A 16746-nucleotide genomic window follows, 5' to 3' on the forward strand; every position below is an offset into this window, starting at 1 on the left:
GGTAGATGGCCGAGGGGTTTCTTAGAAGGGAAGGCCCGGGATGCCTCCGCCGCCGAGGCCCTGGGCAAGGGGGCCCAGCTTCTGCTGCTGGAGGGTCTGCGCGTTCTCGTTGGCCGCCTGGACGGCCGCGACCACGAGGTCGGCCAGCGTCTCGGTGTCCTCGGGGTCGACGGCCTTCGGGTCGATCACCAGGGCGCGCAGCTCACCGGAGCCGGTGACCGTCGCCTTGACGAGGCCGCCGCCCGCCTGGCCGTCGACCTCGGTGCGCGCCAGCTCCTCCTGCGCGGTCGCGAGATCCTGCTGCATCTTCTGGGCCTGCTGGAGCAGCTGCTGCATGTTGGGCTGGCCACCACCGGGGATCACGATCAGCTCCTGGTTTCTCACGGGTGTGATGAGCGGGTACAACGGGCGGGGTATCCGCCTGAAACGAGCCTACGTGGTCGGGGGTGCCGTCGCCCCAGCACTCTTTCGAGTGAGAGTCGCCGTCTTCCTATACCTGATCAAGCACCTCTTCCAGGCGGAAAAGCTGCGAAACCGGGCCCTTGGCCACCCATTGGGCGGTAGGACTTGAGCCAGCCCCATCGGCACGGGATGTCGCGCCGCCGCAGGGAAAAGGCCGCAGTGAACAGCCAGGGAAAAGTCAGGGATCTCGTAGAGGAGTGCCGGGTGAGCCAGCCGGAGATGCAGCCCGAGGGGGTGCCCCCCGAAGGGCAGGGTGCGGGGGCCGGTCCGGGCGGGGGCGGGCAGCGGCTGGGGGACCTGACCGGGCGGGCCTTCCCGCACGGCGACTGGGGCGAGCCCGCCGCGCGGCTCGACGAGCTCTACCGGTGGGTGGAGCGGGGCGCGCTGGACACCGCCGAGTGGTACCTCACCGACCGGGGCTGGAAGCGGCGCGGGGCGCGGCTGCTGCGGGCGGGCGCCGCGCTGGGCGCCGTGGGCGCGGGGGTGCTGCCGCTGCTCGATCTGGCGGGGGCCGTGAGCGGCGTCGCCACGTGGGGGTTCGTCTCGCTGCTCGCCGGGGCGGCGTGTGTGGGGTGTGACCGCTTCTTCGGGCTCACGTCCGGGTGGATGCGGGACGTGGCGACCGCGCAGGCCGTGCAGCGGCGGCTCCAGGCGCTCCAGTTCGACTGGGCGTCCGAGAGCGTGCGGGAGGTGCTCGGGCCCACGGAGGGCACCGCCGGGGAGGCGGCCGAGCGGTGCCTCGGGGTGCTGCGGAAGTTCTCCGAGGACGTGACGGAGCTGGTGCGGGCGGAGACGTCGGACTGGATGGTGGAGTTCCGGGCGGGGCCCGTGCCGCTGGTCATGCGGTCGATGGCCCCCGGCGTCCCGGCCCGGGAGACGCCCGCCGCCCCCGGCCGGTTTCCGCTGCCGCCGGGGGCGCGGCCGAACATGCCGAGGCAGCGGCCGCCGGAACCGAGGTAGCGGCTGCGGCGCCGCCGGTGACAGTTGCCGCCGGTCACCGGCTTCGCCGAGTTCGTCCTCAATCGCCGGACGGGCTCCTCGTCCAGCGTGCTCAGCTATAGATGATCATCGATCCCTGCGCCAGGCTCCGGGTCGTGGCCGCGTGCAGGCCGAGCCAGACGTGGCGCTCCCTGGCGTAGGGGCTCTCGTCCGGAGGGATCGGGGCCGCCGGCTCCTCCAGGGACGTGGGAGCCGCCGGGGGGGTCGGGGCCACCGGGGGGTTCGCCGGGTCGATGCCGATGGACGGGGCCACGAACTCCAGCTCGCGCAGGAGCGCCTGGGAGGAACCCAACGGGCCGCCGCCCGCCAGGAGTTCCTCGTTGGACAGCGGCGCGGGGAAGTCCACGGGGACGTACGCACCCGCGTGGTCGTAGTGCCAGACCAGGTGCGACTGCTGGGCCGTGGCGTCGAACATCTCCAGCAACTGTTCGTAGTCGCCGCCCAGTTCGTCGACCGGCGTGACCTCGAGGCCGCAGATGCGCAGGAGGTAGGCGCGGCGCAGGAAGTGCAGCGCGTCGTAGTCGAAGCCCGCGACCGGGGCGACGTCACCGGACAGGCCCGGCATGTAGGAGAAGACGGGGACCGGCGGGAAACCCGCCTCGTGCAGCGCCTTGTCGTAGACGGCGAGTTCTTCCGCGAAGGGGTTGTCGGGACTGTGGCACAACACATCGACGAGCGGGACCAGCCACAGGTCGCAGGCCAAGAAGGACTCCTCGGGTCAGGTCGGACGGTACGTGCGTCGTACGCAGCCGTGCGTTGCCTCGCGTGCAGGCAGCGTAGTCGTGCCCAGGGCGCGCTAGCTGCCCCCGTGCAGGTCCCATACCCACACGCCGTTCACCCACTGTCCCGGGCGGCCGACGAGTGCGTCCACGGTCGTGCGCAGCTGGCCGTCGTTCGGCTGCGGGGGCAGGACGAGGACGCCCGCCTTCCAGAACTTCAGGTCCTCGCGGGCCGCCGCGCGCCAGGCGGGGGTGACCTGCGGGATGCGGCCGCTCTCGCTGACCTGGCGCAGGAGGTTCGAGGTGTTGCGGGGCGAGGGGCCGTAGATGCCGACGCGGTCCGGGCCCCAGGGGCCGTTGAAGTAGCCGCCGGGCAGCCGGAAGCCCAGGCCGGCGGTGGTCTGCCAGTGCAGGGCCTCGGCGTGGGCGGCGTCCGGCACGGGGATCGGTACGAGCGTCTCGTCCTTCCCCAGGTGGTCGCGCCAGGTGCCCTGCGCGATGTACGGCGGCACCTCCACGCGGTCCACGGCCTTCAGCGGCGCCGGCAGGATCGGCAGCAGGGCGACGGCGACGGCCGCGAGGCCCGCGTACCGGGCGGCGCCCAGACCCTCGTAGGCGGGAGCGGGCCGGGGTGCCAGCAGGCGGGCGAGGGCCAGCGCGAGGAGCATGCCGAGCGCCGGGGCGCACACCATGCCCACGCGCGACTCGATGACGGACTCGAAGAGCGGCCGGTCGGAGAGCAGCGCCCACGGTCCCGGCAGGACGACGTCGGTGAGCGGGACGCGGAACTTCTGGCCGAGCGAGAGCAGGGCGGCGCCGAGCACCGTGGCGGCGAGCGCCTTGACCACCGCGTGCTCCCACAGCCGTACGACGATGGCGAAGGTGAGGGCGATGAGCGGCCAGCCGTAGAAGGCGTTCTGCTCGGTGGGGTTCATCGCGAGGGCGTCGGCGGTGTCCTTGCTGCCCGCCAGCGAGCGCTCGGCGAAGGAGAGGAAGGCGAGGGGGCTGTTGTTCGCGTGGTCGCCGTGCAGGACGCTCTTGTAGCTCTGCGGGCCGAAGAACTGCCAGTACAGGGGGAAGGCGACCAGGGGGAGGGTGACCGCGAGGGCGATGCCGAGGCCGCGGGCGAGCGGGCGCCAGGAGGTGCGTGCCACGTCCCGGCGTACGACGGCGTAGGCGGCGGCGAAGAGCAGCATGCCGAGCGCGGCGAGCAGCAGCGGCTCCTCGCCCAGGAAGATCTGGTACGTCGTGCAGAGGCCGAGGATGACGCCGTCGCGGACGACCCGGGTGCCTTCGCAGAGCCGCAGCGCCCTGTCGATGATCAGCGGGATCATGAACAGGACGATGAAGTTCGGGTGGGCGTTGGCGTGGCTGATCATCGGGGGCGCGAAGGCGGCGAGGCCCGCTCCGACGGCGGCGGCGCCCCGGTGCGGGACGAGCCGCTTGACGATCAGCCAGTACCAGGCGACGGCGGTGGCGGCGAGGCCGCCGGTCATCGCCACGTTCAGGGCGAGGGCGGGGCCGAAGAGCCAGGTGACGGGGGCCAGGGGGACGGAGAGGCCGAGCATGACCGTGTTGGCCATGAGGTTCACGCCGTCGGGGAAGTTCTGGAGGGTGGTGAACAGCGGGTTGTCGAGATGGCGGACGTTCTCGGCCGTCACCGCGAAGAACCACTCCCACTGGTTCTGGTCCTGCATGGAGTCGATCAGGTAGCGGTGGTCCGGTGACGTCCAGCGGCCCGAGTACAGGGCGAACGACAGGGCCAGGAAGCAGAGCGTGACCAGGAGGTCGGCGCGGCGGACCGCGCGGGCCTTGAGGGCGGTCAGTTCGGCGAGGACCCTCACGTAGTCCAGGGGGCGCACCTTCGAACCCTCCTGGTGGGACCAGCGCACGGGCACCTCGGCGACCGGCCAGCCCGCCCGGCGGAAGTACTGGAGTATCTCGACGTCTATGCCCCAGCCGCGCAGCCGGGACGCGGCGAAGGCCTCGCGGGCACGGTCGCCGTCGAAGAGCTTGAAGCCGCACTGGGTGTCGCGGATTCCGGGGACGGCGACCGAGCGTATGAGGAAGTTGCCGGTGCGGCCGAGCAGCTCGCGCAGGCGGTGCTGGTGGGCGCCGATGGTCGCGCCGGGGCGGGCGCGGGAGCCGATCGCCGCGGCGGGGCCCTCGGCGAGCGCCTTGTCGAGGTGGCCGAGTTCCTCTATCGGCGCGGCGAGGTCGGCGTCGGTGATCAGGACGCGGCGGCCGTAGGAGGCGAGGACGCCGCGGCGCAGGGCGTGTCCCTTGCCGCGGTTGCGCTCGCCGCGCAGCAGATGGACGCGCGGGTCGGCGGCGGCCGCCTCGGCGGCGATCTCCGCGGTGCGGTCGGTGGAGCCGTCGTCGACCACGATCAGCTCCCAGACGCCCTGTTCCGAGGCGTCCAGGTGCTCCCGGATGGCGTCCAGGGTGGGGCCGAGCCGCCGTTCCTCGTTGTACGCGGGGACGACGACCGTCAGGTCGGTGCCCATGGCGGTGCCGATGTCCGCGCTCACGCGGCTGTCCGTGCTCATGCGGCGGCCAGCCGCTCGATGAGGGACAGGGAGTGGGCGTTGTACTCCTTGACGATGGCGTGGGCGTCCGCCGGGTCGCGGCGTACCAGGGCGTCGACCAGCTCGGTGTGCCGGGACCAGAGCGCGCCGCGCAGGTCACCGCCGCCGCCCTCGCTCCAGCGGCGCAGATGGGTGACGGCGCAGACCCAGGACTTCACGCGCAGGCGGTGCAGGAAGTCGGAGAGGTGGGGGTTGCCGAAGAGGGCGCTCAGCTCGCGCCAGAAGCGGAGGTCGTAGCCGATCAGGACGTTCAGGTCGCCGGCGCAGGCCGCGCGGGCGGCCTCCTCGCCGCGGCGGCGTACGGAGAGCAGGGCGTCGGCCAGGTCGTCGCGGGGCCCGCCCTCCGCCACCTCCGCCACGAGCTCGCGGAACATGCCGTCGGCCACCAGGCCGCGGGCCTCCAGCATGCCGCGGTAGTCCTCCAGCGTGTGCTCGTGGACGCGGAAGCCGCGGTGCTGGTCGGCGTCGAGGAGGCCCTGCGCCGTGAGGTTCACCAGGGCCTCGCGGACCGGGGTCGCGGAGACGCCGTACTGCTCGGCGATCTCCTTGACGGTGAACTCCTGCCCCGGCTCCAGACGGCCGGCCAGGACCTCGTCGCGGAGGGCGTCGGCGATCTGCTGGCGCAGCGTGCTGCGGATGACGGCGGGGCCGTCGGGTCCGGGCATGGTGGTGGGCCTCCCCCGCGGGGTCTGACGTGGTCGTCGCTCGTGGTCGCTTACGAGCACGTCAGACTACGCGGTGACACCACCGCCGGCCCGGCGGCGGCTCTTCCGCGGGGGCCTGGCAGGGGCGGCGGACATGGTGACTCGGGGTCGGTCCTACGCCATGCCCTCGCCCGCGGCGGTCAGGGCCCCGCCCAGCCTGAGGCCGCGCGGCGCGCCCCGGGGCGGAGGGCTCTGTGCCGACTCGCGGCGGCGGACCTGCGCCACGCCCTCTCCCGCAGGGGGCAGGCCCCACCCAGCCTGAGGCCGCGCGGCGCGCCCCGGGGCGGAGGGCCCTGTGCCGACTCGCGGCGGCGGACCTGCGCCACGCCCTCTCCCGCAGGAGGCAGGCCCCGCCCAGCGTGACGCCGCGCGGCGCGCCCCGGGGTGAAGGGCCGTGTGCCGACTCGCGGCGGCGGACCTGCGCCACGCCCTCTCCCGCAGAGGGCAGGCCCCACCCAGCCTGAGGCGGGCGGGGCGCGGGGCGCACGGGGGCGGACGGGAGCGCGCCGACCCGCGAGGGCGGGCCGACGCCATGTGCTCACCCCGCATCAAAGCCCGCCCAGCACGCGGCGGGGGCACGGGGGCCGAGGGGGCCGCGCCCCCTCACGAGAGAACTACGCCACGTGTTCGTCCGCAGCCGTCAAAGCCTCGTCCAAGGCCGCGAGGCCCTCCTTGGCCTCGGATTCCGTGATGGTGCACGGGGGGACCACGTGCGTGCGGTTCATGTTGATGAACGGCCACAGGCCGTTCTTCTTCGCGGCGGCGCCGAACGCCGCCATGGGGGCGTTCGCCTCGCCCGTGGCGTTGTAGGGCACCAGCGGCTCGCGGGTCTCCCGGTTCCTGACCAGTTCCAGGGCCCAGAACATGCCGAGGCCGCGCACCTCGCCGACGCTCGGGTGGCGCTCGGCGAGGTCGGCGAGGCCGGGGCCGATCAGCTCCGCGCCGAGCCGGGCCGCGTTGTCGAGCACGCCCTCGTCCTCCATGACGTGGATCGTGGCGACGGCGGCGGCGCAGGCCAGGGGGTGGCCGGAGTAGGTGAGCCCGCCCGGGTAGGGGCGCCGGGCGAAGGTCTCGGCGACCGCGCCGGATATCGCGACGCCGCCGAGCGGGACGTAACCGGAGTTGACACCCTTGGCGAAGGTCATCAGGTCCGGTACGACGCCCTCGAAGTGGTCCACGGCGAACCACTTGCCGGTCCGCCCGAAGCCCGCCATGACCTCGTCGAGGATGAAGACGATGCCGTACCGGTCGCAGATCTCGCGGACGCCCGCGAGGTAGCCCGGCGGCGGCGTCATGATGCCCGCGGTGCCGGGGATGGTCTCCAGGATGATCGCCGCGACGGTCTGCGGGCCCTCGAAGGTGATGGTGTCCTCCAGGTGCTGGAGGGCACGCTCGCACTCCTGCCGCTCGTTCTCCGCGTAGAAGCGGGAGCGGTAGAGGAACGGCGCCCAGAAGCGGACCACGCCCGCCGAGCCGGTGTCGGAGGCCCAGCGCCGCGGGTCACCGGTGATGTTGATGGCCTGCTGGGTGCCGCCGTGGTACGAGCGGTAGGCGGAGAGCACCTTCGCGCGGCCCGTGTGCAGACGGGCCATGCGGACGGCGTGCTCGACGGCGTCGGCGCCGCCGTTGGTGAAGAAGATCTTGTCCAGGTCGCCGGGGGTCCGCTCGGCGATGAGGCGTGCGGCCTCGGAGCGGGCCTCGACGGCGTAGGCGGGCGCGAACGTCGTCATCGTCGCCGCCTGCTCCTGGATCGCGGCGACGACCTTCGGGTGCTGGTACCCGATGTTGGTGTAGACGAGGCCACTGGTGAAGTCGAGGTAGCGGTTCCCGTCGTAGTCCCAGAAGTACGAGCCCTCGGCGCCGGCGATGGCCGGCGGGTCGATGAGCTCCTGGGCCGACCAGGAGTGGAAGACATGTGCGCGGTCCGCGGCCTTCACGGCGGCACCGGCCTGCGGGTTCGGCTGAGGGGTCATGGGCCCGAGGGTAAATGTCCGCCCACCGGACACGACATGGGCGTCCTGTCTGGCCTGCGAAGCGGAACCCGACACTGTGTCGCATGGCCCCGGGCCGACCACCGCTCTCCCGCGGGGCCGCCACGGGCCCGGGCTCAGTCCTCGTCCGTGTCCGCGGTCACCTTCGCCCGGGGACCCTCCGGCGTGCAGCGGATCTCGTACGGCAGGTCGTCCCGCTCGTCGTCGTCACCGGGCTCCGCCTCCAGGCGGGCGACCGCCGCGGGGCCGCGCTCCACGTCGTCGTCGATGTGGAACCCGTCGGCGGGGCTCCAGGAGACGAGGAAGACGGTGCCGTCCGCGCGGCACTCCACGGTCGCCGCGCCGCCGGTGAACCGGACGGTGGACCGCTCGGGAGCGGACGGCTTCCCGGTGGGCTTCCCGGTGGGCTTCCCGGTGGGCTTTCCGGTGGGCTTCCGCGGTGGGGCGGAGTCGCCGCCACGGGACCTCTCCGGTGCCGCAGGTGACTCCGACGCCTTCGCCAGAGCCCTCCGCACCGCCGCCTCGTCCAGCGGGCGGCTGTGCGCCACGTCGCCCCGGCTGTCCGCCCCCGCCAGCTGCCACGCGCCCAGCGCCCCCGCCGCCGTACCCACGGCCACCCACGCCGCCGTGACGACGGCGCTCCGCCACTTCCTCATCCCGCCACTGTGCCGCATCGTTTCCTAACGCCCGGTTAAGACCCCGACAAGCCCCCGGCACAGCCCGCATCCCGGCCCTGACTACGGTGGTTGTATGGCGCATCTTCTCGTCGTCGAGGACGACCCCCAGCTCCGCGGCGCGCTGGTACGGGCCCTGCGCGACAGGGGGCACGCGGTGGCCACCGCGCCCAGCGGCATGGCGGGCCTGGACGCCGCCGTCACCAGCAGGCCCGACCTGGTGGTCCTGGACCTGGGCCTGCCGGACGTCGACGGGGCGCAGGTCCTGCGGATGCTGCGCGCGGTCAGCGACGTGCCTGTCATCGTGGCGACGGCCCGCGACGACGAGCCGGAGATGGTCGCCGTCCTGGAGCAGGGCGCCGACGACTACATCGTCAAGCCCTTCGGCGCCGCCCAACTGGACGCCCGCGTCAAGGCGGTCCTGCGGCGGCTCGGCGTGAGCGAGACCGAGGAGCCCCTGTGCGTCGGCGGTCTGCGCGTCGACCCGGCGGCGCGCGACGTCACCCTGGACGGCGCGCCGATCGACCTGACGCCCCGCGAGTTCGACCTCCTCGCCCATCTCGCCCGCCGCCCCGGCCAGGTCGTCTCCCGCCGCGAACTGCTCGCCGAGGTCTGGCAGCAGCCGCTGGGCGGCGCCGACAAGACGGTGGACGTCCACCTCTCCTGGCTCCGCCGCAAGCTGGGCGAGACGGCGCAGCGCCCGCGCTATCTGCACACGGTCCGCACGGTGGGCGTGAAGCTGACACCCCCCAACGAGCCGCCTCCGGACGAGCCACCACCGGACGATCCCGGGGCCCCGGACTGATGCGCCGCAGCCTCCTCCTCCTGACGGCGGCGACCACGGCGCTCGTCCTCACCGCCCTCCTCGTCCCCCTCACCCTGCTGACCCGCACCCACGCCGCCGACCGCGCCACGGCCGAGGCCACCGCACGCGCCCAGTGGGTGGCCCACGCCCTGGGCCCGGCGCTGGCCACCGCCGGAGAGCGCGAGACCGCCGAGCAGACGGTGGTGAGTGTCAACGGCAAGGACCTGCCCCGCACTTCGCTGATCCTGGCCGACGACACGGTCATCGGGCCGCGCGTCGAGCGGGGCGCCGCCGCCACCGCCCCGGTCCGCCTCGCCCGCACCGGCCGCGCCTTCACCTACGAACCCGAGTCCGGCGGCCGTCTGGTCCTGGTCCCCGTGCAGGGCGCGAAGAACGGCACAGCCGTGGTCCAAGTGACGCTCACAGAGAGCCAGTTGTACGCGGGCACGCTCGCCTCCTGGCTGGTCCTCGCGGGCATCGGCGTGGGCCTCGTACTCCTCGGGCTGCTGCTGGCCGACCGGCTCGGCGCCCGGCTGGTGGGGGCCACCCGCCGCCTCGCCGGTACGGCGGACCGGCTGGCCGCCGGTGACCTGACGGCGCGGGCCACCCCGGAGGGCCCGCCCGAGCTGCGCCTGATCGCGGGCGAGCTGAACCGCCTCGCGGCCCGCATCGACGGACTGCTCACCGCCGAGCGGGAGAACGCCGCCGATCTCGCCCACCGTCTGCGCACCCCGCTCGCCGCGCTGCGCCTGGACGCGGAGACCCTGCGGGACCCGGACGAGGCGGACCGCATCGCGGCGGACGTCGCCGCCCTTGAGCACAGTGTCGACGACGTGATCCGCAAGGCGCGGCGCCCCCTGCGCGAGGCGCCGCGCGCGGACCTGGCGGCGGTGGCGCGTGAACGGGGCGCGTTCTGGGCGCCCTTGGCGGAGGACCAGGACCGCGCGACGGGCACCACGACGCCCGCCCACGAGGTCCCGGTGCCGGTACCGGCCGACGAACTGGCCGCCGCCCTGGACGCGTTGATCGGCAATGTCCTCGACCACACGCCCCACGGCACGCCCTTCACGGTCACGGTCCGCCGCACCGCCTCCGGCGAGGCGGAGCTGACCGTCGCCGACGAGGGCCCCGGCTTCCCCGACACGGCCTCCCCCGACCGGGGCACCAGCGGCGCGGGCTCCACGGGCCTCGGCCTGGACATCGCCCGCCGCACCGCTCAGGAGGCGAACGGCCGCTTCGAGGCGGCGAGCACGGCCGACGGCGCCCGGGTCACGCTGACGTTCCCTCCCGCACCGGAGACGGGAACCCCGGGCGCGGGAACGCCGTCCGCACCGCCCGCGCCCACTTGTTGATCCCCAGCTCGGGCCGGACCGCCGCGTATCCCCCGCAGTACTTGGTGAACTCCGCCGCCCGCACCCCGAAGCGGTGCAGCACCCGGTCGGCGTCGGTCAGGTGCCCCTTGGTCTTGGTCTCCACGAGGACGAGTCCGCTGTCGGCGGCGGCGGTGCGCCCCGTCAGGGTGTCCCGTACGACGAGACCGGCGTCGCACGTGATGCGCTGCCCGTCGGCGACGAACGTCGCCCGCTGGTAGTCGGTGACGAGTGAGGCGGTGAGTCCCTCCGGGGCCTCAATTCCGTACGAGCCCCTCAGCACCCCGGCCAGGAAGCCCTGCCGCGCCTCGTCCAGGGCGTGGTCCTCGGCTTCGAGCCGCTGGCGGTGTTTGACGGTCTCGCCCCGCCCGCTCTTCAGCTTGATCTCGAACTGCCGCTCCCCGCTGTCCCGGTAGACCCGCTCCCGTATGCGGTAGCGCAGCCGCCTGCCCTGCCGGTGGTCGTGGAAGGTGCCGAGGTCAGGGGTGTCGTAGTACGTCGAGTGGTACCGGAACCAGCGCTTCCCGCCGATGCTGAGCGCCCGGAAGGGGCCGCCGGCCCGCCGGGGGTCGGTCAGCAGCGAGGCGAGGTCCTCGAAGATCTCGACGGGGACCAGATAGCTGTTGTCGTAGCGGGCGAGCAGCTCCGCCCGGGCGTTCACCTCGTCCAGCGCGATGGGGTGCGCGGCGAGCGCGGCGCGGCCGATGGCGCGTACGGCGGGGTTCACACGGTCTCCTTCGGGTGGCTGGGGGCGATCGTGCGGGACCGGGTCGTGCGTCGTCGTTGCGGTTCCTCGTGGGGACGTCGGGCCGTCTTCCGGAAGAACTCCCCGGACCGTACCGAAGGTTCCGGCTGTCGGAAACGGACTTCCAGGACCATGAGGTCGCGTACGTAGTCGACCTCCCGCACCGTCCAGCCGAGCGGCTCCCCGAGGCGCCGCGCCAGCTCCGCGCGCAGGGCGGTCTCCTCGCGGTACACGGCGTCCAGCGTGACCACGGCCCGTCGGTCGTACGCGAAGAGGCGCGGGTGGTCGGCGCCGTACATGACCACGAGCAGCACGGCCGAGAGCCCGGCGGCGACCGGCAGGCTGAGCGCGGGCAGGCCGCAGAGCAGGCCGAGCACCAGGGTGATGAAGTAGTACGCGACTTCCTGGTGCTGCAACGCGTCGGAGCGCAGCCGCACGATCGAGAGCACCCCGAAGAGCCCGAAGCCGAGGGCGAGTCCGCCGTCGCCGCCGACCGTCCCGAGCCCCGCGACGACCGCGAACAGGGCGACGTTCAGGGCGAGATACGCCGGGACCAGCTCGCGCCTGCGGTGCCGCGGATAGAAGACGCCGAAGGTCAGCAGCGCGACGGCGGCCAGGTCGAGTCCGAGGTGGGCGCTGAGGGTCAGTGTGCTGTCCATGACCGGGACGGTAGGGAGGGCCGGGTTAAGGCCGCCCCTGCCGGACGTTAACGAACCTGTCGGGACCGATCTCTGAGCTATTGACAGCATGCTGCCTTTTCGACAGCATGCTGACGTACACGCTCACGTACATTGCTTCCCGGAGGCACGCATGTCCCGCAAGCCCGTGCACCTGGCCGTCTACGACACCTTCGCCGACTGGGAGACCGGCCACACCACGGCGTGGCTCGCCCGCGTCGGCTACGAGATCCGCACGGTCGGCCCGTCGGCCGCCCCCGTCGTCTCCATCGGCGGCCTGCGCGTCCAGCCCGACCTGTCCCTGTCCGAACTGCGCCCCGAGGACAGCTCGCTGCTGATCCTGCCGGGCGCGGACCTGTGGGACACGGGCGACGACCTCGCGCCGTTCGCCCGCACGGCCCGCGCGTTCCTCGACGCGGGCGTGCCGGTCGGCGCGATCTGCGGCGCCACGGCGGGGATCGCCCGCGAGGGGCTGCTCGACGACCGCGCGCACACCAGCGCCGCGCCCACGTACCTGGCGGCCTCCGGCTACAAAGGCGGCGAGCGGTACACCGAGGCCGACGCGGTCACCGACGGCGACCTGATCACGGCGGGACCGACCGAGCCGGTCGCGTTCGCGCGGGAGATCTTCGGGCGGCTCGGCGACGTCTTCGAGGGCGAGAAGCTCGACGCGTGGTACCGCCTCTTCCACGACTCGGACCCGGCGGCGTACGAGACGCTGAACGCGTAGGCGGGGCAAGGCAGATGAACGACGACACGCGACGCCACGCCCAGCAGGACCTGCTGAGCCGCGCCGCCCTCACCGTCTTCCGGCTGAACGGCCAGTTCCTCGCACAGTCCGAGGAGTTGGCCCGGCCGGCGGGACTCACCGCCGCCTGGTGGCAGGTGCTCGGCGCCGTGCTGCGCGAGCCGCTGCCGGTGGCGGGGATCGCCCGCGCGATGGGCATCACGCGCCAGAGCGTGCAGCGCGTGGCGGACCTCCTCGTGGCCAAGGGCCTCGCCGAGTACGTGCCGAACCCCGCGCACCGCCGCGCCAAACTGCTGCGCCCGACCAAGAGCGGCAGGGCGGCGGTGGCGAGGATCGACCCGGCGCACGCGGAGCTGGCGGGGTGGCTGGCGGCGGTGCTCGGTGAGAGCGAACTCGCCGATACGGTGCGCGCGTTGGAACGCCTGTCCGAGGTGCTGGACGCGCTCTCGGACCCGGCGGCGGAACCTGCCACGGAGCCGGTTTCGGAACCCGATACGGAACCCGTTACGGAACCGTAGAGAGCCAGGCGGCTCCCTCTGTCGTAGTGCCGCACTATCCTCACTCTGTTGCACACCAATGGGGGAGGTCGGTGCGGCGATGGAAAAGCTCGGGGCCGGGGATCCGCAGCGGATCGGCGCGTACCGGCTGCTGGCGCGGCTCGGTGCGGGCGGCATGGGGCAGGTCTACCTCGCGCGGTCCGACCGGGGCCGTACGGTCGCGGTCAAGCTGGTCCGCGAGGAGCTGGCCGAACAGGAAGAGTTCAGGAACCGCTTCCGGCAGGAAGTGCGGGCCGCGCGGCGGGTCGGTGGCGCCTGGACGGCGCCGGTCCTCGACGCGGACACCGAGGCGGCGATCCCCTGGGTCGCCACGGGGTACGTCGCCGGGCCCTCGCTCCAGAGCGTCGTCTCGCGCGACCACGGACCGCTGCCGGAACGGTCCGTGAGCATCCTCGCGGCCGGGCTGGCCAACGCCCTCAAGGACATCCACGCGGCGGGCATCGTCCACCGCGACCTCAAGCCGTCGAACGTCCTGGTGACGATCGACGGCCCACGCGTCATCGACTTCGGCATCGCCCGCGCCCTGGAGACGGTCACCGACGGCGGCCTGACCCGCACGGGCGCGCTGGTCGGCTCGCCCGGCTTCATGGCGCCCGAGCAGGTGCGCGGCGACCGCATCACGCCGGCCTGCGACGTGTTCTGCCTCGGCTCCGTCCTTGCGTACGCGGCGTCGGGCGCGCTGCCGTTCGGGACGGCCAACAGCGGCGTGCACGCCCTGATGTTCCGCATCGCGCAGGAGGATCCGGACCTTTCGGGGCTCCCCGAGAACCTGGCCGAGCTGATCGCGCTCTGCCTGCGCAAGGACCCCGCGTCCCGGCCCACCCTCGACGACGTCCTGGAGCGGACGGGCGCGCAGGACACCCTCAGCGAGGGCGGCCGCACGCTCGATCCCTGGCTGCCGGGTGCGCTCGTCGCCCAACTGGGGCGCCACGCCGTGCGGTTGCTGGACACGGAGGACCCGGACGAGGCGGGGGCCGCGGGGTCGCCCGCCGGGGGCAAGAGCGATGGTGCCGGAGCCGTGGCAGGGGCTGGGGCTGCCGCGGCCGGGTCCTCCCAGGGCCCCGAGGACGGCCACGCCTCGCAGAACGGCGCCCCTGGGCGGCCCGGCCCGGACAAGGCGGGCCCCGCGGCCCCGGAAGGCGCGCCCACGCCACCGCCGCCGGGGACTCCCGGCGCCGCGCCCCTCGACCACCTGCCCACCATGGTCGCCGGCCAGGCCCCGCCACCCGCGCCGCCGTCCGGCGCCCCCTCGTACGGCTACCCCCAGCACGCCCAGCAGCACCCTCCGCACGCTCCGCACCCCCAGCCCGGCGGCGCCTACGGCTACCCCCAGCAGCCCCCGCCCGGCTACGGCCCCACGCCGCCCTACGGCCCCGGCCTCTACACCCCCGTGCCCGCCCCGCCCTCCGAGCCGCCGCCGCGCCGCAGCGGCCGTTCGACCGCCGCGCTGGTCGCCGTCGCGTTGATAGTGGCCATAGGAGCGGGCGGCACCGTCTACGCCGTCATGAACGGCGACAGCGGCGAGGAGAAGAACGACGCCAGGAACTCCGCGAGCAGCGACCCGTCGGGCCCGGCCCCCACCTCGCCGACACCGGACCGGACCAGCCAGGACCCGAGCCCCGACCCGTCGCCCTCCACCGAGGACGACGCCGAGGAGGGCGCCGTGCCGGACAAGTTCCTCGGCACGTGGTCCGGCGGCCTCGACAACAAGCACGGCCACCACACGCGCCGTCTCACCCTCCAGCAGGGTGAGAAGGGCGACACGACCCTGTCCCTGACGGCGGAGGGCCCGCTGGAGGGCGGCGGCACCTACCGCTGCGTCTTCCAGGGCAAGCTGGAATCCGCGTCCGACGAACGGCTGCACATCGGCCCCACCGAGATCACGGTCGGCGAGCCCATGTCGGCCTGCACCCCCGGCGAGCCCAGCGTCGTGACGATCCTCGGCAACGGCAAGCTGCGCCGCGCGAACACGGACGGCAGGGGCGAGTTGACGTACGACAAGGCCGGCTGAACCAACCGGTCCGGCTGAACCGGCTGAACCCGCGGCGAACAACGTCCGACGGTCCGGCGAAGGCGGCCCCCGCATCGCGCGGGCCGCCTACCGTCACCGCCCATGGAGTGGTTGAGCACCGAAAACACCATCGCCGTGCTCACGGCCGTCCTCGGCCTGCTCGCGACCGTCGGCGCGCTCTGGTACGAACGCCGCGTGCCGCGGCGGAAACGTATCGGCTACCGGGTCCAGATGGACACGGCCATAGGCGACAACGTCCGCACGGGCGGCGCGAACGCGCGCCTCGGCCTGTTCGACGAGACCCCCGAGATGTCCGACGCCACGCTCGTCCTGCTGCGCGTCGAGAACGACGGCTCGCAGTCCGTGTCCGACTCCGACTACACCGGCCGGGCCCTGCACGGGCTCACCGCCATCTTCACCGGCCGCACCATCCGCGGCCTCGCCGTGACCGCGCCGACCGGTGCCGACCACCTCATGGAGCACTTCACGGCGGGCGCGGGCCTGCGGTACGAGGGCAGCACGCTGCACATCCCGCGCGTCCCGCTCAACAGGGGCCAGCACTACAAGCTGCTCGTCCTGCTCACCGGCGGACCCGTGGGCGGCGAGGTCACCATGTCCGGCGGCATCCAGGCGGGCGAGGTGGTGCCCAACCGCTCGACGACGCCCGACGACAAACCGCCGCTGCTCTCCCGGCCCGCGCGGCTCCTGACCGTCCTGCTCACCCTCTCCGTGGTGACGCTCGCCTCGATCATCGTGCTGCGCGACGCGGACCCGCCGCCCATCGAGTGCGCGACGGGCGAGCTGACGGTGCTCGGCTCGACGGCGTTCGCACCGGTCGCCGAGGAGCTGGCGGACAAGTACGAGAAGGACTGTCCGGGCTCCGACATCGCGGTGAGCGCGCACGGCAGCGCGGCGGGCGTGCGCGAACTGGACGACGAGGGGAAGAAGGCCGCCGGCGAAGACCGTACGACGGGGAAGGGCTCCCCTCCTCTCCTCACCTTCTCCGACGGCCCCAAGTCCGACGGCTTCCCGCGTCTGGCCGAGACACGGGTGGCGGTCTCCGTCTTCGCGCTGGTCCTCAACGACCGCGTTCCGATACGCAATCTGACGCGGCCGGCGGTGCGCCGCCTCTACCGGGGCGACGTACGCAACTGGAAGGAACTCGGCGGCCCCGACCTGCCCGTCGTCCTGGTGAGCCGCGGGTCGAGCTCCGGCACGCGTGACACGCTCCAACGCCGGGTCCTTGACGGCGACTTCGAGATCAAGGCGTCGTCCAACGACTGCCTGGGCAAGGACGACCGGTCCGTGCCCGTGACGCGGTGCGAGCTGGACTCCACGGATCAGGTCCTGGACGCGGTGGGCCGCATCCCCGGCGCCATCGGCTACAGCGAACTGCGCGCCGCCGAGGGGCTGAAGGGCCTGCACCGCCTCGACCTGGACGGCCACGAGCCGTCGGTCGAGCAGCTGTCGGAGAGCGGCTACCCCTACCGCGAGATCGAGTACGCGTACACCTACGGGCAGCCCCCCGCGGACTCCCTGGCCTCCAGCTTCCTCGCCTACGCGCGCGGCACCGGCCTCGACGTCATCCGCACCCATGGCCACTTGCCGTGCGCGACGCCGGAGGGGCTGCGGATCTGCGGGGACGAGGCCGCGGGGTGAGGGGCGGGGGCCCGCTGACTCGGGACCCCGCCCCGCC

The 16746-nt window shown here is 73.6% G+C and carries 15 protein-coding genes; 7 read left to right on the plus strand and 8 right to left on the minus strand.

What is annotated here, in order from left to right; all coding sequences use genetic code 11:
• Window positions 1-21: 21 nt before the first annotated feature.
• Complete coding sequence (locus tag ACF062_RS22385; protein WP_223779124.1) at window positions 22-363, minus strand: YbaB/EbfC family nucleoid-associated protein; 342 nt, start codon at window positions 361-363, stop codon at window positions 22-24.
• A gap of 303 nt (window positions 364-666) precedes the next feature.
• On the opposite strand from ACF062_RS22385, the gene ACF062_RS22390 reads away from it, so the two are divergent.
• Entirely contained in the window at window positions 667-1422 is a 756-nt protein-coding gene (locus tag ACF062_RS22390) for an SLATT domain-containing protein (RefSeq protein ID WP_392140602.1), read from the plus strand.
• Window positions 1423-1513: 91 nt separating this feature from the next.
• Here ACF062_RS22390 and ACF062_RS22395 read toward each other — a convergent pair whose 3' ends face one another.
• The 5 genes from ACF062_RS22395 to ACF062_RS22415 form a co-directional block, all read right to left on the minus strand.
• Window positions 1514-2164, minus strand: coding sequence for a hypothetical protein (locus ACF062_RS22395; RefSeq protein WP_392140603.1), 651 nt, complete (start codon window positions 2162-2164; stop codon window positions 1514-1516).
• Between the two features lie 93 nt (window positions 2165-2257).
• Window positions 2258-4729 carry a dolichyl-phosphate beta-glucosyltransferase gene (locus tag ACF062_RS22400; protein WP_392140605.1) on the minus strand — a complete coding sequence of 824 codons (2472 nt, stop codon included), beginning with the start codon at window positions 4727-4729 and terminating at the stop codon, window positions 2258-2260.
• Window positions 4726-5433: a GntR family transcriptional regulator gene (locus tag ACF062_RS22405; RefSeq protein ID WP_392140607.1), complete on the minus strand. Its 708-nt coding sequence runs from the start codon at window positions 5431-5433 to the stop codon at window positions 4726-4728. The genes ACF062_RS22400 and ACF062_RS22405 overlap by 4 nt, the downstream gene beginning before the upstream one ends.
• Before the next feature lie 653 nt (window positions 5434-6086).
• Window positions 6087-7445: an aspartate aminotransferase family protein gene (locus ACF062_RS22410; RefSeq protein ID WP_392140609.1), complete on the minus strand. Its 1359-nt coding sequence runs from the start codon at window positions 7443-7445 to the stop codon at window positions 6087-6089.
• Between the two features lie 134 nt (window positions 7446-7579).
• Window positions 7580-8119, minus strand: coding sequence for a hypothetical protein (locus ACF062_RS22415; protein ID WP_392140611.1), 540 nt, complete (start codon window positions 8117-8119; stop codon window positions 7580-7582).
• Between the two features lie 94 nt (window positions 8120-8213).
• Between ACF062_RS22415 and ACF062_RS22420 the strand changes: the two genes are divergently transcribed.
• On the plus strand, window positions 8214-8942 hold the full coding sequence (locus ACF062_RS22420) for a response regulator transcription factor (RefSeq protein ID WP_392140613.1): 729 nt from the start codon (window positions 8214-8216) through the stop codon (window positions 8940-8942).
• The gene (locus ACF062_RS22425) at window positions 8942-10294 is read left to right on the plus strand and encodes a sensor histidine kinase (protein ID WP_392140615.1); all 1353 of its coding nucleotides are present in this window, start codon (window positions 8942-8944) and stop codon (window positions 10292-10294) included. The genes ACF062_RS22420 and ACF062_RS22425 overlap by 1 nt, the downstream gene beginning before the upstream one ends.
• On the opposite strand, the gene ACF062_RS22430 is transcribed toward ACF062_RS22425, so the two are convergent.
• Together ACF062_RS22430 and ACF062_RS22435 are read right to left on the minus strand one after the other, a co-directional pair.
• A complete protein-coding gene (locus ACF062_RS22430) occupies window positions 10212-11039 on the minus strand; it encodes a VTC domain-containing protein (RefSeq protein WP_392140617.1) in 828 nt (275 codons plus the stop codon). The genes ACF062_RS22425 and ACF062_RS22430 overlap by 83 nt on opposite strands.
• On the minus strand, window positions 11036-11716 hold the full coding sequence (locus tag ACF062_RS22435; RefSeq protein ID WP_392140619.1) for a DUF4956 domain-containing protein: 681 nt from the start codon (window positions 11714-11716) through the stop codon (window positions 11036-11038). Before ACF062_RS22435 ends, ACF062_RS22430 begins: the two co-directional genes overlap by 4 nt.
• Window positions 11717-11867: 151 nt before the next feature.
• On the opposite strand from ACF062_RS22435, the gene ACF062_RS22440 reads away from it, so the two are divergent.
• From ACF062_RS22440 to ACF062_RS22455, 4 genes are all read left to right on the plus strand, one after another.
• Window positions 11868-12464: a type 1 glutamine amidotransferase family protein gene (locus ACF062_RS22440; protein WP_392140620.1), complete on the plus strand. Its 597-nt coding sequence runs from the start codon at window positions 11868-11870 to the stop codon at window positions 12462-12464.
• Between the two features lie 14 nt (window positions 12465-12478).
• Window positions 12479-13000 (plus strand): MarR family winged helix-turn-helix transcriptional regulator, encoded by a 522-nt coding sequence (locus ACF062_RS22445; RefSeq protein WP_392140622.1) that lies wholly within the window; start codon window positions 12479-12481, stop codon window positions 12998-13000.
• Between the two features lie 79 nt (window positions 13001-13079).
• Window positions 13080-15050, plus strand: coding sequence for a serine/threonine-protein kinase (locus tag ACF062_RS22450; protein WP_392140623.1), 1971 nt, complete (start codon window positions 13080-13082; stop codon window positions 15048-15050).
• A gap of 102 nt (window positions 15051-15152) precedes the next feature.
• A complete protein-coding gene (locus ACF062_RS22455; RefSeq protein ID WP_392140625.1) occupies window positions 15153-16709 on the plus strand; it encodes a substrate-binding domain-containing protein in 1557 nt (518 codons plus the stop codon).
• Window positions 16710-16746 lie beyond the last annotated feature (37 nt).

The sequence above is a fragment of the Streptomyces sp. NPDC015345 genome, from assembly GCF_043078805.1.
Lineage (GTDB): Bacteria > Actinomycetota > Actinomycetes > Streptomycetales > Streptomycetaceae > Streptomyces.